This window comes from Rhizobium sp. BR 314, assembly GCF_047445805.1.
Classification (GTDB): domain Bacteria; phylum Pseudomonadota; class Alphaproteobacteria; order Rhizobiales; family Rhizobiaceae; genus Rhizobium; species Rhizobium lusitanum_B.
Genome location: NZ_JARWLA010000007.1, coordinates 243,925 through 264,487 on the forward strand (window position 1 = coordinate 243,925; position 20,563 = coordinate 264,487).

A 20,563-nucleotide genomic window follows, 5' to 3' on the forward strand; every position below is an offset into this window, starting at 1 on the left:
CGCATAGCCGCCCTGATCAACAACGACCAAGATCAACCCTTCTGGACAGATGGAATCACGATTTCGTCCCGGATGGCGGGTATCTTTCCGCCAAAGCAGCTCCTGTGGCAAATGTTTGCTTCAAGCCGCAGCCTTTCATATGATGATTTCCACAGTGATAGCTGATTCAGGCTTCAGCCGGGTATCGCCCGGGAATAGGCGGCCAGAATAAACCGCTCTGCCTGATACAGATATTTCTCCAACGCCTCGGCGGCATTCGCTGTCGCCCCCTCCTCGATATGAGCGAGAATCGTGGCGTTCTGCCCGACATAGGGAGCATGCAGATATTCAGGATCGCGGATCAAACCGAATACCAGACGCAACTCCAGCGAGATCTGGGCATAGAACGCCGAGAGCCTCGGGCTGTCGGCCAACTCGACGATGGCGGCATGAAAGGCGATATCGGCGCTGCCGACATCAAGCCATTCGCTGCGGTCACGATGCTGGATCGCAGCATCCACAGCCTCTCGCATCTTGCTGACGCTCGGATGGCGATGATGTGCGCCGGAAACCGCCGAACACTCTATGAGCCGGCGAATATGGAAGATATCCATAATGGTGGAGATGCTCGGCGTGGTGACGAACACGCCTCGGTTGGCCTCGTGACGCAGCACGCCTTCCTTTGTCAGCAGCCGAAAGACTTCACGCAGCGTGTTGCGCGAAACTTGGAACTCCTCACATAGCGTCGCCTCGGAAAGGTGGCTCCCGGGAGACAAAGTCCCGCTGATGACCCGCTCGCGGATGCGCGCCGCCGTCACGTCCGTCACCGTTTGTCCAGCCTCCGCCGGACCCGAAATCGGCTCGATACTCACAAGCTTCGTCTGCTTCATCTGCTCTCCCGGCGCCTGGCGTCAATCCCTGTTGCGCCCTTCTATCCCTGCGTTATCCAGCAAGCCACCCATCGCTGTGAAGGCGCGCAAGCAATTGGATTTCAAACCGAAATTCACCGGGTAAGGCCAATAACAAGGCTACCAACGTTGGACGATTTCGGATGAAAGCCCCTCAATTTTCGATGATGATCGCGAAAATTGTTGAACAATATAGACCAGATTGTTGTTTGATGCTATCTCATCGCCTAAGAAATGTAGTGGGAACATGGATATAGATGACCGCGGATTGCGCGATTTGGAGGAAGCCGTTGCTTGCTTTTTCCAGAATCAGATGTCGGCGGTCGTCAGGATGCCGGCACCCATCCGTAGCGACACCTTCGGCGGAGGATCCGGCGTGTTCACACCAAAAGGCGATATCGTTGCCGTCTGGGACACAGTGAAAATGGAAGTGCAGATCGTGCCCATTAATCCGCAAAACTGCGAAAACTCATGGCGCAACCCGCTACATGCCGAGATGAGCGCATGACGAAGGCGACGGATATGAACAAGCCACTTCTGTCAGTCGCGGATTTGACGGTGCGCTTCGGCGAAAACCGCGTGGTGGAGGGCCTTTCCTTTTCCGTGGAGCCGGGCCGGACGCTAGCGATCGTCGGGGAGTCCGGATCCGGAAAGTCAGTGACATCGCTCTCGATCATGCGGCTTGCAGACATGATGGGTGCTCGCTTCGAGAGCGGCAGCATCGCTTTCAACGGCGAGGATCTTCTCAAGCTCTCGCAGAAGGAGATTCGCTCCATCCGCGGCAAAGAGATCGCCATGATCTTCCAGGAGCCGATGACCTCGCTCAATCCCGTCTTCACCATTGGCGACCAGATCAGCGAAGTCCTTCTGCTTCATGAAGATGTCGGCAAGTCCTCCGCGATGACAGAAGCGCGGCGACTTCTCGAAATGGTACGGCTGCCCGATGCCGAAGCGCTGCTGAACCGCTTTCCGCATCAACTTTCCGGCGGCATGCGCCAGCGCGTGATGATCGCCATGGCGCTCGCCTGCCGCCCCAAACTACTGATCGCAGACGAGCCGACGACGGCGCTCGACGTTACCATCCAGGCGCAAATTCTCAATATCATGCGGGACCTGCAGAAGGATCTCGGCATGGGCATGATCTTCATCACCCATGACATGGGTGTCGTCGCTGAAATGGCTGACGATGTGGTCGTCATGTGGAAGGGAAAGAAGATTGAGGAGGGTCCGGTTCGCGAGATATTCGCCAATCCGAAGCATCCCTATACCCGTGCTTTGCTTGCCGCGGTTCCGAAGCTCGGAAGCATGGCTGGCGAAGACTTTCCGAAGCGGTCGCCCCTCATCGTTCTCGAAGGTGGCGAGCCGAAAGTCGTCGGCGAGGAGCGGATTCAGAATACCGCCCGCTACGATCAGCCACCATTGCTGTCCGTGCGCGACCTCTTCGTGCGTTTCGACATCAAGAAGAACATATTCGGCCAGGTTACGCATCGTTGCAATGCCGTCCAGCAGGTCGGTTTCGACATCCACCCCGGAGAAACGCTTGCCCTGGTTGGCGAATCCGGCTCCGGCAAGTCGACCATTGGCCGAACCATCCAGCAATTGCAAAAAGCCCGAGCCGGCGAAATCACCTTCAACGGCAAGAGTTTTGCCGCGATGTCGGCGGCAGAACGCTTCCGCATGCGCCGGGACGTGCAATATATTTTCCAGGATCCTTTCGCCTCGCTCGATCCGCGCAAGACGGTCGGTTTCTCGATTGCCGAACCCATCAATACGCATGGCATCATCCTGGGCTCGAAGGAGGTTCGCCGCCGTGTGGACGAACTTCTGGAGCGCGTCGGTCTGACATCGGCCCATGCCGAGCGTTATCCGCACGAATTCTCCGGCGGCCAGCGCCAGCGCGTCTGCATCGCCCGCGCACTCGCCTCCGATCCCAAGCTCATCATCGCGGATGAGGCGCTTTCGGCGCTCGACGTATCGATCCAGGCACAGATCATCAACCTGTTCATGGATCTGCAGGCCGAACGCGGACTTGCCTATCTCTTCATCAGCCATGACATGGCAGTGGTGGAAAAGATAAGCCACAGGGTCGCGGTTCTCTATCTCGGCCAGATCATGGAAATGGGCAGCCGCCGGCAGGTTTTTGAAACGCCGATGCATGACTATACGCGACGCCTGCTTTCCGCCGTACCGGTCGCCGACCCCACGGTCGAGCGCAAGACCGCGCTGATCGAGGGCGAAATTCCAAATCCCGTTCGCCGTGTCGGCGATGAGCCGCCCATTCTCTCCCGCGAGGAAATCGGCGCGGGTCATTTCATCGCCAGAAGCGCATAAACGACCACTATCCATTGCAACGATCTGAAGAGGAAACAGGTTGATGAAAAAATTCAAATTGGGGCTGAGAACCGCTCTTGCTGTGCTCGCGCTGTCGGGCATGACCGTCAATGCGGCGCCGGCACTGGCCGCTGGAAAGATGACCATCGCTTCGTCGCAAGACCCCGGCAGCTGGGATCCGATCGACACGTTTCTGGTGGCCTGGGCCGCCGTATCGACCAATATTTTCGATGGGCTGACCTATCGCGGCCCCGACCTCAAGCTGGTGCCCGGCCTTGCCGAATCCTGGGAAGAGCTGGACCAGGGCAAGCGTATCCGTTTCAAGCTGCGCCACGACGTGAAGTTCCACGACGGTGAGCCCTTCAATGCCGAAGCGGTGAAATTCACCTTCGATCGCCTGCTGGGCGCAGAGGGTGCAAAAGGCCCGCAGCGTTCGAACTACACGGCGATCGAAAGCGTCGATATCATCGATGACTACACGGTCGACATGAAGCTGAAGACGCCCGATCCGGTGCTGCTGACCAAGCTTGCCGGCTACGGCGCGATGATTGTTCCGCCGAAGTACATCAAGGAGAAGGGCGAGGACTATTTCAACCTCAACCCCGTCGGCACCGGCGCTTTCAAGTTCGTTTCCTATTCGCCTAAGGTGAACATCAAGCTTGCAGCCAATCCGGACTACTGGGGTGGCGCACCGAAGCTTTCCGACCTCGAATATCGCTTCATCAGCGAACCCGCCACCGCTGTCGCGGAGCTTCAGGCCGGCCGCGTCGATCTCGTCATCCCGCCGATCATCCCGATCGGCATGCTCCCTGTTATTCAGAACGACTCCAAGCTGGAGATTGCGAGCGTTCCCGGCCCGACGGTCGACGCGCTGCGCTTCAATACCCGGGACGGAATCACGGCTGATCCGCGCGTGCGCAAGGCCATCATCATGGCCGTCGACCGTGCAACCATCGTTAAGTCGATCCTCGTCGGCCAGGGCGCTGAAATCACCAGCTTCCAGAGCGCGCTGTCCTTCGGCTATGACCCGGAACTGAAGGCGGTTCCCTTCGACCCCGAAGGCGCCAAGAAGCTGCTCGCCGAGGCCGGCGTGAAGTCTGGCGCTGCAATCCAGATCGACATTCGCGGCAACGACGCGACCATGAACGAGGTTGCGCAGGTCATTGCGAGCTACTTGCAGATGGTCGGCATCAACGCCACACTGAAGCCCTACGAAACCAACGTCATGCTGAACGACATTATTCCGCAGGGCAAGACTGGCGCGCTGTTCCAGGAAAAGTGGGGCGGCTGGACCTTCGACTTCGACAACACCGCCTATGCGATGTACCACTCCGGCGAAAAGTGGAATCCCTATGAAAAGGATGCCACGCTGGACAAGCTGCTGGAATCCCAGCGTCCGCTCACCGACCGTGCCGAACGGGAGAAGATCCTGAAGGAGATCGGCAAGTACGTGGCGGATAGGGCGCTGGAAATGCCGCTCTACAACACAAACGCGATCTACGGCGTCAGCAAGCGTGTGAAGGGCTTTGTGCCCGCACCGGATACTCGCATCAAACTGAATGAAGTGACCGTCGAGTAGTCGTCAATCGCGCCGCCGCCGACCAGGCTGGCGGCGCCCAAACTGCAAATTTCGGGAAAAGAACGTGGCCGGTTTTCTCATCAAGCGATTGTTGCAGGCGATCTTCGTCGTCATCGCCATCACCCTTCTCGTCTCCTTCGCCATTCGTCTGACGGGCGATCCCGCCATGATGATGTTTCAGGGCGGCGGCAGCATGACGGAAGAGGATCTGGCGCGCATTCGCGCCGCGCTCGGCACGGACCAGCCGTTCATCGTTCAGTATCTGACCTTCCTGAAAGGCCTGCTGACGCTGGATTTCGGCCGCAGTTTCACCGGCGGCACGCCCGTCTCCCAACTGATTGCCGGCGCCCTGCCCGCCACCTTGCTGCTCGCCTTCATTGCCATGGCGATATCGATCGTGCTCTCCATCCCGCTCGGGATCAAGGCTGCGACCGCGCGCGGCAGGACAGCCGACCAGATCATCCGCGTTCTCTCGCTGCTAGGTCTTTCCTTCCCGAATTTCTGGCTGGCGCTGATGATGGTGCTGCTGTTTTCGATCACGCTCGGCTGGCTGCCACCGAGCGGCATGGTCGGGATAGCGAGCTACGTCATGCCCGCGCTGACGATGGGCGTCATCCTGACGGCGACGAATGTGCGCCTGGTGCGCACAGCCATGCTGGAAACTCTACAGTCGCAATACATCATGGTCGCACGCGCCAAAGGCCTCAGCGAGAGCAAGGTGCTTTACAAGCATGCCCTTCGCAACTGCGCCATTCCGCTGATCACCTACTTCGGCATCCAGTTCGGCGGATTGCTCGGCGGCATCGTCGTCATCGAGCGCGTCTTCAACTGGCCCGGTCTCGGAACTCTTGCCTTCGACGCCGTCGCCGCCCGCGACTATCCGCTGTTGCAGGGCGTGATCACTGTGCTGGCCTTGTTCATCGTCGGCGTAAACCTGCTGGTCGATATCGCCTACGGGCTCATCGACCCCCGTATCCGCACGGAGTAACCGCCCATGGCCGCCACGACTTCAAGCCGTTCGCGATTCCACAGCCTCGAATTCATCGTCGGAGCTTTGCTGACCGTCGCCATCTGCCTTGCCGCCATATTCTCGGATGTGCTCTTTCCGGGTGGAGCCGAGAAGATCGATCTGATGGCCCGGCTTGCAAGGCCGTTTGCCAGCCTCGCCCACCCGTTCGGGACGGATCCGCTCGGGCGCGACGTGCTTGCCCGCGTTATCGCCGGCGGTAGGATATCGCTGTTGGTCGGCCTCACTTCCGTCATCGGCGGCGTCGTTCTTGGTGTTCTGGTGGGTCTGGCAGCGGGCTACTATCGCGGCATCTGGGATGTGCTCCTGATGCGCTTTGCCGATATTCAGCTCGCCATGCCCTTCATTCTGCTGGCAATCACCTTCATCGCTATCGTCGGCGGCAGCCTCACCAACACCATCATCCTGCTGATCGTGTCGCAGTGGGTCCAATATGCCCGTCTCGTCCGCGGATCGGTGCTGACCCTGCGTGAACGGGAATTCATCCTCTCCGCTCGCGCCATCGGCGTTAGGGATTGGCGTATCATCTTCCAGCATCTGCTGCCGAACCTTCTGGGACCGGTGATCGTGCTGATGACGCTGAACATTGCCAACAATATCCTTCTCGAAAGTAGCCTCACCTTCCTTGGTCTCGGCGTCGATCCGACGATCCCCAGCTGGGGCGGCATGCTGGCCGACGGACGCACCTACCTACAGACCGCGTGGTGGGTCAGCCTCTTCCCCGGTCTCGCCATCCTGCTGACCGTGCTCGGTCTCAATCTCCTGGGTGACTGGCTGCGCGACAGCCTCGACCCAACAGGCAGAACGACAAGGTAAGACACCATGACCGTGATTTTCGAAAAAAGCTTCGAGCGGACGCTTTCGCAACTCGTCTCGGATGCCGAGGCCGGCCAGGAATTCGAAGCATGGACCTTCGACGACAGGCAGAGCCGCCAGGATGCGGAGCGCAAGCTCAGGGAAAAGGGCGTACAAGCCCGCATCCGTAGCGCATACAAACCACTCCTCCATGCTTTTCTCGAGGAGATCAATCTGAACGGCGTGGAAGCAATCGAGATCCGATATCCGGTGCATGCGAATGCGCCCGCCAACCGCTTCCGGTTAGAAGCCTATCCGCTTGCGGCGATGGTAGGAGATCGCGCGATCACCTTCGTCGCCAGAGCCGATAGTGATTTCCATTATGATGTTCTGTTGAAGAATGGCTCGGGTGACGAACGCCAGGTCAAAGTATTGGCGCCCAATCGGGTCCACATCGACACGGCCGGCGAAACGAACGTTTCGCCAACGGGTTGGCTGGTACGGGACGGCAAGGCCACCGGCGAACGGCTGGCGACGGACTACGAGCGGCTTTTCGAAGAAACCATCGCTGCAATTACGCAGTACGACTGGGGTACGACCGAGCCCTATTTCGAAGAGCTCAATATTCACGTCGGACTGCCGGCTGCCGATGAGCCCCTACCGGTCGGGGACGAAGTCATGAGCCTTCGGGAGGCGCTGCACGAGGACTTCTATTTCTCGCTGCTTGAGTTCTTCCAGAAGAGATCCGGCCGGCCGCTCGGCGATCGCGGCTTGAAGCCGGGACAGATCGTTCCGCAGATCCTGTTATCTTCCGGCGAAATCTCCGCCAAGGTAGAAACGCAAGCATTGGCCTCACGTTACTGGGACGGTGCGGAGCAGCAGATCGAGACGGCAGCAGAGCCCCTGGCCGTGCGGCAGATCGAGGCCATGCTGGAAGAGATCGGCGGCGAGACGTTTGAAGCCATCACCCGTTCCGGCCGCGCGGTCAAAGCTCGCTATATCAAGGGCCGCGACGCGGCTGTCATGATCAGCGGCGGGCAGCATGCCAATGAGACAACCGGGGGCGTCGGCGCGCTGCGCGGCGCGCGGAGGCTCGTAGCGATCGAAGGCGCGCATTTCACGATCTCGCCGCTGGAAAATCCCGATGGCTACGCGCTGCACCAGCGCCTGCGCAAGGACAACCCGCGCCACATGTATCATGCCGCACGTTACACCGCTCTCGGCGACGACCTCGAATATCGCACCGAGGCGAATGCCAGTCTCTATCTCTACGAGAAGAAAATTCGCTTCCTGGCGGAAAAGCTGAGCGGTGCGCAACTGCATGTCAATCTGCACGGCTATCCCGCTCATGAATGGACCCGTCCGCTTTCCGGCTACGTGCCGCGGAACTTCGCCATGTGGACGTTGCCGAAGGGCTTCTTCCTGATCGCCCGCTACCATTCCGGCTGGGCAGCGCAAGCCAAACGGCTACTGGATAGAGTCACCAAGCATCTGGGCGCCATTCCCGGACTGCTGGACTACAACAACAAGCAGATCGCCCTTTACGAAATACACGCCGGCGAAACGGGCTTTCGGATCATCAACGGCTTTCCGTGTCTCGCAGATGTCGACGATCGTCACACCGTGCCGGTAACGCTGATTACCGAATATCCTGACGAGACCATTTATGGCGACGAATTCATCGCCGGCCACACCGCACAGATGGAAACGGTCCTCTCGGCATATGACGCCTGGCAGGACATCACAGCTTCCAGCTGAGTGGAGTCGATCACAGCATATCATCAAGTGCGGCCATTGCACTTGATGATACTTAGAAGACTTTCACATCCCTATTGATACGTAGATGCCTCGGCATTCGGCGCAACTCGACGGAATATCGTACGCAATTAATGCGGAATTCCAATACTTACGATATTGGTTCCTTGAGCGGGTATGTACGTGTATTTGTTCGCTTGGTGCATTTATTGATATAAGTGCTGCGATCAGCCCATACTATGTAATTGTCGTTGCTCAAATCGAGCATATTCCGAAGCCATAGAAGATATGCCCGACGTACTTGCGCTTTTTCATCGATGCGATGGACATACAAAGTTGGTGATGTCTCGGTGCCTATCTAATCGATCAAGATCGCCTCAGATGAGCACTCATCTGCGGAAAGTATAAAGCCCGCACGAAGCGGGCTTTATCATCATTCGGCAGTGGCATCAGCCTTTACCTTGCGGCCGCGTTTCGGCTTTGCCGCTTCGGCACTTGCTGCCGCCGGAGCCACCTTTGCCTTTGTGACCTTAGGTGATGCTTTGCTTGCCGCAGGCTTTGCGGCAGCTGGTTTCGCTGCAGCCGGTTTAGCTGCTGTCGATTTTGCTGCGGCAGCCTTAGCTGCTGCCGGCTTTGCCTTTGCCTTGGAAGCGACAGCGTCTCCGCCGGACTTTGCCGCGTTCAGCAATGCAACACGGCGGCGGCGGTTCTGCTCGAGCGCCTGCTGAAAGCCTACGTCCTTTTCCGCATGATATGCCAGATCCTCGAGAAACTCCGCCACGTCCTTAACGGATTCCACGACGATATAGCTCAACCCTTGACCGGCATTGATCGAGTCACGCCCAACGGTGACACCGAAGCCACCGGGCACACGCTGGAACCAGGTGGAACGCCACTTCTTGAAACCAGCGGCGTCTCGCGCGTACTCTTCCAGATATGCTTTCTGCTCCTCTACTCTTGCACGAAAAGTATCGACTACATTCCGCGCGCCAGCCTTAGGCTTATCAGCCTTCTTCGAAGACCATTTCTCCAGAAAGTTTGCCATTGTCTGTTTCTCTTCAGGTTTGCGTTTTGTCCAAGCGGCCGTTTGTTCGGGTCAGCGATAACGGGGTTGCTCCACATGGATAGCCGCATAAATGTATAAGATAAGTATATAATGGCAACATCATCCGTTATCATTGCTTACGGACATGCCTCGGCACCTGCACGATCGCCTGTGGCCCGCCTCAATAATATGGGGACCCTATCGGCTTAGCGGCCGAAATATCCGGCTACTCTTGATGAAGATTGACGTGACTGCCAGCAGATGGTGCGACGCAACATATCCGCTCTTCGAAGCCGTTTCCTTTAGATGCTTATATCGATCGGAAAGCCGGAACAGCCTCTGGCCTGAGTGGCACCCGGCATCTATGTCCAGCACGTTCGTGATAGTTCCTCAAGGCAATATCGGGAGCCGAAAGAATATCTCTCAGCTCCCGATATTTTGCTTGCATAATGATTAGCTGCGACTGCAGCGTGCCTATGCGGCCTTTGTCAGCTCGCCATGCGGATCGAGAACGAACTTGGTCGCAGCACCCTGGTCGAAGCTCTCGTAGCCTTGAGCTGCATCCTCGAGCGAGATGATCTTCGCATTGACGATATCGGCAATAGGCAACCTGTCGTGCAGGATCGCCTGCATAAGCTGCCTGTTGTATTTGATCACCGGCGTCTGGCCGGTGTGGAAGGATTGAGCCTTCGCCCACCCAAGGCCAAAGCGCAATGACAGGCTGCCATGCTTGGCGGCATTATCGACCGCGCCAGGGTCTTCCGTAACATAGAGACCGGGAATACCGATCGATCCCGCTGCACGCGTGATCTCCATCATCTGATTGAGGACGATAGCCGGCTGTTCGCCACCGGAATGCCCCCTTGCCTCGAAGCCGACAGCATCGATTGCACTATCCACTTCATTGGTGCCGACGACTTCGGCAATCATCTCTCCAAGGCGGTCGCTCTTGGAGAGATCGATCGGCTCGAAGCCCACCTTGGCGGCATGCGCAAGGCGATCCTTATTGAAGTCGCCGATCATGACGACGGCTGCACCCAGGATACGAGCGGAGGCGGCGGCGGCAAGACCAACCGGGCCGGCACCTGCGACATAGACCGTCGATCCCACGCCGACGCCGGCACGAACCGCACCGTGAAAACCGGTCGGCAGGATGTCGGACAACATGGTGAGATCGCGAATCTTCGCCATCGCCTTGTCGCGATCGGGAAATTTCAGCAGGTTGAAGTCTGCATAAGGCACCATGACGTAGCGTGCCTGACCGCCGATCCAGCCGCCCATATCGACATAGCCATAGGCGCCACCGGCACGCGACGGGTTCACCGTCAGGCAGACGCCGGTATCCTGCGATTTGCAGCAGCGGCAGCGGCCGCAAGCCACGTTGAATGGAACCGACACAATATCGCCGATGTCGAGCATTTCGACGTCGAGACCTTTTTCGATGACCTGTCCTGTGATCTCGTGACCAAGCACCAGACCCGGCATGGCCGTCGTACGGCCGCGCACCATGTGCTGATCGGAGCCGCAGATATTCGTGGAGATCACCTTCAGGATCACGCCATGCTCGATGCGCCGGCCGTCCGGCGCTTCCAGTTTCGGATCGTCAATATTGCGGACCTCGACTTTGCCGGGCCTCAAATAGACAACGCCTCTGTTCCCAGTCATGCCATCTCCTCCTTGGTTTAACGCTGATCTTCGTTACGAGCGCTTGCGCGCCTCAGATCGGCCCGCTCCTCAACGGGCTGAACAGCAGCAAAACGGCCGCGGATGTCGCCACCTCAGCAGCATCCACAACCGGTGCAGATATGACCGATCGGTGAGGAAGCAAGAGATGGATGGCGCAATCTGAAAAGCCTCCCATCCGCCTCCGGATCACTCGTCGCGATCATCAGGCCTGCTGTCCAAAGCTCGATTATGCTCGTCAAACCCGTTCTTCAAAACCCGGTTTGACGCACTTTGGCCCGAGAAGAGCCGAAGTATGACCCTTCTCGCGCTCCCATCAAGAGATATCTCGATGGTGCCTTGAACATGGATAGAAGATCATGCCTCGGGGTAAGGCGCGCGCAGGAAAGCGACATCAGTGCCTTGCAAGGCGACATGGCGCGCTTTCATTCCGAAGCTCCGGCAATGCGGAACACGCTTCGGCTTGCGGCTATTTGTTTGCCTTGCTTTCAAGGCCAGTACGGATTTCTGGACAGTTCCCCTTCCTGCGGCCTGTCGAGGACAAGACAGCCCGCAGGAATTGCCAATGCGATCAACTATTTGATTGCGGCGTCTTCACCCGCCTGGATCCAGATCGCGACGTCAACCGGCTCCACATTTCTGCTGCCAACAAGGAAAATCGCATCCGCTGCGACAGGCGCACTTACGGCTGTACTGCCGTAGTTGAAAGCGAAATGCAGCTTGCCGCGTCGAGCAAGGCGCAGGTCGCCGAGATCGGGCAGGCAGTCGACATCAGCCCAGGCAAGCGTGTCGCCCATCAGTTTCAGCAGGAACTCTTCGCGCGGAAGCGTTGCGCAGTAGCGCGCCTTCTCATTGCCGATCAGCGCCGGTGTATCGGGGCGATACTCCCCCTGGAACGTTGCAAGCACGGTTTCCCTCGTGCGGATCGTTTCCCGCCATCCGGTCGTCTGATGGCTGGTATTGCCGTAGAGCACGGCCTCGGACTGAAACGCCGGCAGGGACTCGACGCGCGTAACCCGGAAATCGAGAAGATCGCCAAGGACACCCGGCGGCAGATCGCCCGGAATATGCATGTCGCGCGTCTTGCTGCCGCTGCGGGGACCGAACAAGACCTTCGCATCCGATGCCTTGAGCCGCGCAATGAAATCCGCATCAGGGATGACAAGATCAGGTGCCAGCACGAGCTTGTATCCGTCGAGATCGGAATGCTGTCCTACGAAATCGATATCGACCCCGAGACGCGAGACGGCGGAATACCAATCAAGCGCGATCGCGGAGGCGGCATAGTCGCGCCCCTGCGGCAGGGCGCGAGTCGCAAAACGCGAGTCATAATCGAGCAGCAGCGCCACGGAAGCCTTGCCGCGCTTTTCGCCCTTGGGCAGCAGCTTCATCTCCTTGATGACCTCGGCCACTTCCTTATAGCCCTGATCCTCTTCGCTGTTGGGCAGCAGAAGGCCGGCATGGAATTGCTCCTGCGCAAAGGGCGCCTGACGCCAGCGGAAATAGGACACCATGTCGACGCCGTGGGCATAGGCAAGCCAGGTCCACAGCCGTACCATGCCATCGGCCGGCGACTGATTGTGCGACGCCCAGTTCACCGGTCCCGGCTGCTGTTCCATGACCCAAACGCGGCCGCGGCCGACTGCACGATAAAGATCGTGGTTGAAAGCAGGCTGATCGGGGTCGCCGACGCGCAGATAGCGCTGCTTTTCCTCTGCGCTCAGTCGGCCATTGATGAGCCCGCCCATGGGATAAACGTCCCACGAGGCGATATCGATGTCCTCACCAACCTTATAGTGATCGAAGTCGGTATTCTGCGACATGAAGTTATGCGTCACCGGCCGGCCCGGCGAATGGCGGCGAATGATGTCGACCTGCGCCTTGTTGAAGTTCTGTACCTCATCGGAGGCGAAGCGGAAGTAATCGACAAGATGCGTCGGCGTAGGCTCTTCGACGAGATTGTTGGGCAGATCCACCTCATCGAAGCTATTGTAATGCATGCTCCAGAAGGTGGTGCCCCAAGCTCGGTTCAGCTCCTCTATGGTGCCATATCGAGCCGCAAGCCATCCGCGGAACGCGTGGAGCGCCCCTCTTGAATAGCTATGGATTGTATCGTGATCGCCATACTCATTGTCGGTCTGCCAGGCATGGACGAAAGGATGTTCGCCATAGCGCTGCGCGACCGCCTCGGTGATACGGGCGGCCTCCAGACGATAGCGTTGGCTGGAGAAGCAGTAGTGCCGGCGCGCACCGAATTTGCGGACAACACCGCGCGCGTCGACGGGAAGAATATCGGGATAGCGGTCCACCAGCCACTTCGGAGGCGCGGCCGTCGGAGTGCCGATGATTACCTTCAACCCCGCCTTACCGAGTACCTCGACAGCCTCATCGAACCACTCCCAATGGAAGACGCCGGATTGCGGCTCGATGCGCGACCAGGCAAACTCGCCGATACGCACCCAGGCGAGCCCGAGTTCCACCATGCGAGCGGCATCCTCTTCCCATTTCGCCCTTGGCCATTGCTCCGGATAGTAGCAGACACCAAGCTCCAGCATGCCGGCATCCTGCCGGCTTGCATCGAAATTGTTCTGTCTGGCGAGCGGCTTGTGCACTGTCTTGTCCTTCATCATTCAAGTCGCCGAACGTCGGGCATTACCCTTGTCGCAGTCGAAATTTAAACGTTTATATCGCCGCTAAAACCAATGCGGCATGATCTCTGTGGTGAGGTGAAAACTTAGCGGCCCGGCAGGCGAGACAGGGTCTCGTCCAGTGCATCGAGGAACCGGTCGCAATCCTCCGTACTGAAGGGCGCCGGAGGCTTCACCTTCAGCACGTTATGATGCGGGCCTTCGCTGCCGAGCAGGATACGATGCTTGCGCTTCATCTCCGCGATCACGAAGTCCAGCTCCGCGGCTGCGGGTTCCAGGGTTTTGCGATCACGCACCAGCTCCACGCCGTTGAAAAGGCCATGGCCGCGCACATCGCCGATGATCTCATGGCGTGCCGCCAGCGCCCGCACGCCATCCATCAACCGGTCGCCAACAACACGGCAATGGTACATCAGCCGCTCGTCGCGGATGACATCGAGAACCGCGAGGCCAATCTCCGCGGAGACGGGGTTGCCGCCGAAAGTGTTGAAATACTCCATGCCGTTGGCGAAAGAGGCGGCAATGGCTTCCGTCGTCACGACGGCTGCCATCGGATGTCCGTTGCCGATCGGCTTGCCCATGGTGACGATGTCGGGCACTACGCCCTGCAATTCATGCGCCCACATATGGTTGCCGACGCGGCCGAAGCCGACCTGGACTTCATCGGCCAGACAAAGACCGCCTGCCGCCCGCACATGGGCGTAGGCTTCCTTCAAGTAATTGGCCGGGAGCGTCAGCTGACCACCGGTGCCTAGAATGCCCTCGCTGAAGAACAACGCGGGACGACGTCCCTCCACCGCAAGAGCGGCAACCTGGTTGTGCACGTCCTCCGCATATTTGCTGCCGGCATCCGCATCGCCATAGCGGAAGCGGCCGCGATAAAGATCAGGCATCTCCGCCACCCGGACATGCCGCGGACGCCCCTCTCCGCCCTTGCCGGCAAACTTGTAGGGGCTGACATCGATCAGGCTGGACAGATGCCCGTGATAGGCATGATCGACGGTGATGATATCACGATTGCCGGTATAGGCGCGCGCCAACCGGATCGCGAGATCATTCGCTTCGCTACCAGAATTGACGAAGAAACAGACGTTAAGTGGATCAGGAAACAGGCTCGCCAGACGGCGGGAATATTCCACCAGTGAGTCATGCAGATAGCGCGAGTTCGTGTTGAGCTTCCCGATCTGCGCCTGTGCCGCCTTCACCACGCGAGGATGGCAATGGCCGACGTGGCAGACGTTGTTGACCATATCGAGCCAGCGCGTGCCCTCTTCATCGATCAGATAAGCGCCCTCACCGCCGACGATTTTCAGCGGCGTTGCGGAATAGGCGATGCTGAGCGAGCGGCCGATGCGGCGATAACGCTCGCGCACCAGAAAATCCTTGTCCCGCGCGACGACGACCGACGCAGGCTTAGAGAAACCGAATACGACGCTCGGATCGGGGCTGATAGCCCGCCACACCTGCCATTGATCGCGCACGCCGACACCGTGCATCTGCGCACCGAGGCCGAGATGATCCGTGACGATCTGGAAATGCAAATGCGGAGACCAGTTGCCGTTTTCCGACGCCTCGCCGAGAGTGCAGAAAGCCTCGCCCTTGGTGATTATCTGCCCTACCGAGAGTTTGGCCACACTTTCCCGCGAAAGATGGCCATAGAGACTCCAGAAGACATCTCCGTCATCCGTACGATGTTCGAGCAGCACCGTAGGGCCAAAGCCGAACGCGACGGCATCGTCGTGAATGAAGGCGACCGTCCCGGCAAAAGGCGCACGCACAGGCTCTTGCGCTTCCCCGAAGAGATCGACACCGAGATGAATGCTGCGGCGCTGGCCGGCGGTCGGCGTCCGATAGGCATCGCTCTTATAGATGTTGCGATCTTCACCGTAGAGACCAATGGCGAAATCGGCCCCAGCCTGTTCGACACGCTCTTCGATCAAGCGAGCCGCACCGGCGGCGTCGAGCAAGGCCCAGCTGTCCGCATCCGGTCCCGACACGGTGAAATCGAGCGCCAGTACCTCCGGCTTCGCGACCGACGGCCTGAAGACACCCGCAAAGTCATGCGCGTTCCGCTCCAGCCAGCGCTCGATGCGGGGGCTATGCGGAACCGGATCGAAGCCGCAGGCATCGCGGATGCGGGCAATCGCCAACGAGCGGTTTTCCTGCAGCAGGCGCTGTAGCTCGCGCCAGACGTCTTCCTGACTGACGAGAAGATAGGTATTTTCCGGATTTTCGCGGATCTGCTTTGCCGCCATGCACATGCTAACGGCATAACGTGTGCAGGTCAGATCGAAGATCAATTCGGCTTCGATCTCGTTGATTGGATTGACGGCATGATAGGCACCTGCAAGGCGACCGATCGTCTCGACCGGATCTGCCGTGCCGATCAGCGCATAAGCGCCGGCAACGGCGATTTCGATGACCCGCCAGGTTTCGACCATATCGCCGAAGTCGAGCAGGCCGCTCACGGCACCGGTCTCGCCAAGCAGGACGTTGTAGTCGTTGGCGTCATTATGGATGACCTGGCGCGGGCATTGCTGCAATCGCGGCAGTATCTCGCCAACGAAACGCTCAAGGATAGTCGTCACGGTTTCGCGCTTTTCGGCATCCGTAATGAAGGCAAGGTTTTCCAGATGCATATCGGCGCGGCCGATATCCCAGGCGTAAGTACGCTTGGCACCGGGATGGCTGAAGTCTTCGAGGCTGCGATCCATCTCGCCCAGCAGTTGACCGAGAGTAACGACGCTTTGCATGCCACGCGCAGTAGATTTCGACCAGACGCTGCCATTCAGCCACGTCAGCAGGCGCGCGGTACGTTTGCCGCGCAGCTCCGCTGCAATGGCGGTGGCACCATTCCTGTCCGCCAGCGCACGGGAGATCGGAAGCTGCGGCGCAATGCGCGCCAAATGATCAAGCACGGCAATCTGCATTTCCAGATCGTCGGCATCGCCCGGCGCGTGCAGCTTGAGCAGGAAGCGGCTTCCGTCTTCCGCCTCGACGCAATAATTGAGATCGTGTTCGCCCGGCAGAGCGGTTATCTTGCCCGAGACGTCATAGCTGTCGCGGAGTAGTGCGTCGATCGCCCGGATCTCACCGTCATGCTGGCTGTTCGCGTCGGTCATTGCCAAACTCTTTTCCTTACCAAGATATTGCTTTGCCGTCGTAGGCGCGAAAACTGCCGGTCTCCGCCATCGTCGTCGTGTCGATCAGGTCCTTCAGCCCTCGCGCGCTCCGCTCGATGTCGACAACCGCGTCCGGACCACCCATGTCGGTGCGGATCCAGCCGGGATGCAGCGATAGGACCGCGATATCCTCGCACCGAAGATCCTGCGCCAGCTTCACGGTCGCCATGTTCAATGCGGCTTTCGAGCAGCGATAGGCATAGTCGCCGTCGTCGTCATCCAGCGTCCCCTCCGCGAGGGATCCGGCCCGGCTGCTGATGTTAACCAGCACCTTGCGTCGCCCGAGGCAAAGATTTTCCCTAAGAGCTTGAGCAATCAGCAACGGCGCCAGCGCGTTGATCCGCATGACCTCTATGAAATCATCCGTCCGCAGCGACGCGAGCCCGCCAGTGTCGCCTCGAACCGCCGCATTGTTGATCACGATGTCGATCGTCGTGCCCTTGAGCATTTTTCCAAGCGTTTCGATCGACGCCGCATCGTTGACGTCGAGCGGATAGAACAGCATGGAAGCCATCGCCTCCGGGAGCTCCTGGCGTGCGCACGCCAGTACCCGCCAGCCTTCACCGGCATACAGCTCTGCGAGCATTCGTCCGAGACCGCGCGAGGCGCCGGTCACCAGGACTGTACCCGGCCCCTGTAATCCCGACGGCCTGTTAGCGGTGCTTGACGTCATATTTCTTCTCGATGAGGCTCACGAAGCTGGCGGCCGCAAGCGTCAGCAGGATGTAGAGAACCGCTGCGGAATTATAGGGCGCAAAGGGCAGGAAGCTTGCCGACTGGAACTCGCGCATGCGCTGGGTGATATCGCGGATCGACAGGATCGACAGAAGCGACGTGTCCTTCAAGATAGCAATCAGTTCATTGCCAAGCGGCGGAATGATGATGCGGAATGCCTGCGGGATGATAACCAGCCGGGCAGTCTGCCAGCGATTGAGGCCGATGCTTGCCGCAGCTTCGATCTGGCCGACAGGGATTGCGTTGATGCCCGAGCGGAAGATCTCGGCGAGATAGGCCGAATAAGCAAGAGCCATGGCAACGATGCCGCGCATCAGGTTCGGAGGATCGAATACGCCCTGGGTCGCATCCTTCAGAGCACCGCTGAGCGGCAGTCCGACGTAGAGCACGATAACGAGCATCGGGATGCCGCGGATCGTATCGACAATGAACTCCGAGCCGATCGACAACGGATGCCGGCGATGGAGAAAGCCGCCAAGGGTCAAAAGACCGATGATAATGGCGACCACGGAGAAAGTTATACCGGCGGCGCGGTCACGGTCGTTCAGTGCCTGGGTGCGCCATATAACCGGCCAGTCGGACGGCACGGACGCCTCAGGCAGTAATGCGCCGCTGACATCCTGCTTCTTGCCGACAGCCTCGATGGCCTGCTGGGGAGTGACGAAGGTCCTGACCGGCGTTTCCGCTTTCGGAGCCCCCTCGTACTGGCCGAAGCGCACCGCGCTGATCAAGCCCGACGGCGTGTTGGTGACGATGCCGATCTTGCCGCCGAGCGTGCCGGCCAAAACGTAGTTGTCGCGCGGCTGCAGCAGGAACCAGGCGGAAAGAGCAGCCAGACCAAACGTCGTCGCCACAAAAAAGATCAGGCTTGAACGCGTATAGCGCAGCTTCTGCAGCCCCACCCATATGAGACCAAGAATCGCAGCCAGAAGATAGGCAGCGATGGCGGCGCGGATGGTAGTGGCAAGGCCGGACGCGAAGGCGATGTAAGCGATCAGGAAAATGAAGGCAAGGCCGGCGCCGTTGACCACCCCGAGCAGCCATGCGCCTGCCCGGCGCGCGGCACTCTCAGCCGCGACGGCTGCGCGGTTGCCGATCGCGAGCAGCGCGAGACCAGCCACCAACAGCAGCGCATAGGCCGGCCAGACCCAGGCTTCGACCTGCCGCACGGCCCCATCGGCAGCCGGCGTCAACTGACGCGGGGTCACGCCCTTGACAATGAGATCGGATTTGAAGGGATCGACGCTGTTGGCGACCACCGAGGCGATGAAGGGATGAACCATATCGCCCGCGAGGATTGCGGCAGTCGCGATGAGACCAAGAAGTGTCACCGCAATGGTGAGGCGCGGTCGCGCGACGTTCGCCCGCGACAGGAAAAGAACGGCGATACCCGAAGCGAAAGCGGCCGACAACAGCAAGAAGCCGGGCACAAACGCCGAGGATCCCGGTTCCACGCCGAGGATGGCCTGCAACGACCGCAGATAATCCGGCGAGGACGCAAACAGATAGACGATGAAAGGCAGCGCCGCGAGAATGATCAGGTTGCTGGGCCGCACGCTTTTTATGAACAACATTCCGGCCTCCAGCGCCAGATCGAGCAGACGAGGTCGGGAGCGCGCAGCGCGCTCCCAACAGGAACTTACTTGAGGCCCCAGTACTTGGCGATCAGCTTGTCGAGCGTCCCATCCTTCTTGATCTCCTGCAGGCCCTCATTGAAGGCTGCGACGTTCTCGTCGCCCTTGCGGAAAACGAGACCGATCGGATCGGACTGCAGACCCTTTATGGCTGCTACCAGCTGGCCGGCGAATTCGCGCTCATAGGCGGCGGCATTGGCGCCATTGATGACGACGCCGTCGACGTCCTTGTTTTTGAGGGCGATGATCGCCGCGCTGAACGTGTCATATGCGGCAACGTTTTCCTTGCCGACGAGGCCTTCTGCGACCTGGGCATCGGTCGTATTGGCTTGCGCCGAAAGCTTGCGACCCTGTGCTTTGAACTGCTCGAGCGTGATGCCCTGATCCTCAGCGCGCGTCAGGATGACCTGGCTGTTGATAATGTACGGATCGGAGAAATCCATAGCCTTCTTGCGCTCGTCTGTGACCGACACGCCGGAGGCGACAAGATCGAAATTGCCCTGATCGAGGGCGGCGAAGATGCCATCCCAGCCTGTCGTCACGAACTCGGCCTGGCAATGGATCTTGGTGCAGATGGCGTTTACAACATCAATGTCGAAACCGACGATCTGGCCACTCGCCGGATCGATGCTTTCCATCGGCGGAGAGGTCGTGTCGGAACCAATCTTGAGCAGCTTGCCGCCGAGATCCGCGGCCTGGGTGGCGCCTGCAGCCAATACGGCAAATGCAAGCGTCGCGACAAATTTCTTCATTTCTTCCTCCTCAATCGTCGGAACTGCCACCTTGGCAACTCTCGACAAAACCCTAAAGAAGATCCGGCCCCCTCGACGCCATCAGTCAGATCCTCGCTTCACGCCATTTTACCTAGCAAGGAATATAAACGTTTTCAATGCAAAATATAAACGTTTTTATTTCCGAATCTAAAGAACTGTGCACAAACACCTCCGAGGCGAAAACCCCGACGTGAACAGGTTTTGGATGCTGAAGGAAGAGACGGAATTCGAACAGACGGCGCGGAGCATGTCTCTAGGATCAGCGTTTTGGTGTGACGCGATCGTCGGAGCGTTCGATGAGCCTGGGCATGATGAGGGCTTGCAGTGCCTCGGGCGGTTCGCCTTCCATGCGGCGCAGGATGTAGCTGCCCAGAAGCTCGCTCGGCTCGTGGATCGGCAGGAAATAGGTGGTGATCGGCGGCGCGAAATACTGGCTGACATTGAGATCGTCGGTCGCATTGATCACCGCATCGCGGCCATGCACCAGAC

At 59.1% G+C, this 20,563-nt stretch carries 14 protein-coding genes and 1 pseudogene; 6 read left to right on the forward strand and 9 right to left on the reverse strand.

Features of this window, described 5'->3' with window-relative positions:
• Positions 1-173: 173 nt before the first annotated feature.
• On the reverse strand, positions 174-869 hold the full coding sequence (locus QD461_RS12910; RefSeq protein WP_184705476.1) for a GntR family transcriptional regulator: 696 nt from the start codon (positions 867-869) through the stop codon (positions 174-176).
• 265 nt (positions 870-1,134) lie between these two features.
• On the opposite strand from QD461_RS12910, the gene QD461_RS12915 reads away from it, so the two are divergent.
• The 6 genes from QD461_RS12915 (at position 1,135) to QD461_RS12940 (ending at position 8,377) form a co-directional block, all read left to right on the forward strand.
• Complete coding sequence (locus tag QD461_RS12915) at positions 1,135-1,395, forward strand: hypothetical protein (RefSeq protein ID WP_414088121.1); 261 nt, start codon at positions 1,135-1,137, stop codon at positions 1,393-1,395.
• The gene (locus tag QD461_RS12920) at positions 1,392-3,218 is read left to right on the forward strand and encodes an ABC transporter ATP-binding protein (RefSeq protein ID WP_414088122.1); all 1,827 of its coding nucleotides are present in this window, start codon (positions 1,392-1,394) and stop codon (positions 3,216-3,218) included. Before QD461_RS12915 ends, QD461_RS12920 begins: the two co-directional genes overlap by 4 nt.
• Positions 3,219-3,261: 43 nt before the next feature.
• Positions 3,262-4,797 (forward strand): ABC transporter substrate-binding protein, encoded by a 1,536-nt coding sequence (locus QD461_RS12925; RefSeq protein WP_414088123.1) that lies wholly within the window; start codon positions 3,262-3,264, stop codon positions 4,795-4,797.
• Positions 4,798-4,861: 64 nt separating this feature from the next.
• Positions 4,862-5,785: an ABC transporter permease gene (locus QD461_RS12930; protein ID WP_414088124.1), complete on the forward strand. Its 924-nt coding sequence runs from the start codon at positions 4,862-4,864 to the stop codon at positions 5,783-5,785.
• 6 nt (positions 5,786-5,791) lie between these two features.
• Positions 5,792-6,640 (forward strand): ABC transporter permease, encoded by an 849-nt coding sequence (locus QD461_RS12935; RefSeq protein WP_184705466.1) that lies wholly within the window; start codon positions 5,792-5,794, stop codon positions 6,638-6,640.
• A gap of 6 nt (positions 6,641-6,646) precedes the next feature.
• Positions 6,647-8,377: a M14 family metallopeptidase gene (locus QD461_RS12940; RefSeq protein ID WP_414088125.1), complete on the forward strand. Its 1,731-nt coding sequence runs from the start codon at positions 6,647-6,649 to the stop codon at positions 8,375-8,377.
• Between the two features lie 430 nt (positions 8,378-8,807).
• Here the strand turns inward: QD461_RS12940 and QD461_RS12945 are convergent, their stop codons facing one another.
• The 8 genes and pseudogenes from QD461_RS12945 to QD461_RS12980 all read right to left on the reverse strand — a co-directional run.
• On the reverse strand, positions 8,808-9,419 hold the full coding sequence (locus QD461_RS12945) for a hypothetical protein (RefSeq protein ID WP_414088126.1): 612 nt from the start codon (positions 9,417-9,419) through the stop codon (positions 8,808-8,810).
• Between the two features lie 474 nt (positions 9,420-9,893).
• A complete protein-coding gene (fdhA, locus tag QD461_RS12950; RefSeq protein WP_184705460.1) occupies positions 9,894-11,084 on the reverse strand; it encodes a formaldehyde dehydrogenase, glutathione-independent in 1,191 nt (396 codons plus the stop codon).
• 593 nt (positions 11,085-11,677) lie between these two features.
• Complete coding sequence (locus QD461_RS12955; protein WP_414088127.1) at positions 11,678-13,732, reverse strand: beta-galactosidase; 2,055 nt, start codon at positions 13,730-13,732, stop codon at positions 11,678-11,680.
• A 104-nt stretch (positions 13,733-13,836) separates the two neighbouring features.
• Complete coding sequence (locus QD461_RS12960) at positions 13,837-16,872, reverse strand: aminotransferase class III-fold pyridoxal phosphate-dependent enzyme (RefSeq protein ID WP_414088128.1); 3,036 nt, start codon at positions 16,870-16,872, stop codon at positions 13,837-13,839.
• Between the two features lie 16 nt (positions 16,873-16,888).
• A complete protein-coding gene (locus QD461_RS12965) occupies positions 16,889-17,605 on the reverse strand; it encodes an SDR family oxidoreductase (RefSeq protein ID WP_414088129.1) in 717 nt (238 codons plus the stop codon).
• Positions 17,586-19,241, reverse strand: coding sequence for an amino acid ABC transporter permease (locus QD461_RS12970; RefSeq protein WP_414088130.1), 1,656 nt, complete (start codon positions 19,239-19,241; stop codon positions 17,586-17,588). Before QD461_RS12970 ends, QD461_RS12965 begins: the two co-directional genes overlap by 20 nt.
• A gap of 65 nt (positions 19,242-19,306) precedes the next feature.
• On the reverse strand, positions 19,307-20,053 hold the full coding sequence (locus tag QD461_RS12975) for a transporter substrate-binding domain-containing protein (RefSeq protein ID WP_184705452.1): 747 nt from the start codon (positions 20,051-20,053) through the stop codon (positions 19,307-19,309).
• 280 nt (positions 20,054-20,333) lie between these two features.
• Positions 20,334-20,563: pseudogene (locus tag QD461_RS12980) on the reverse strand (LacI family transcriptional regulator); the annotation flags it as partial.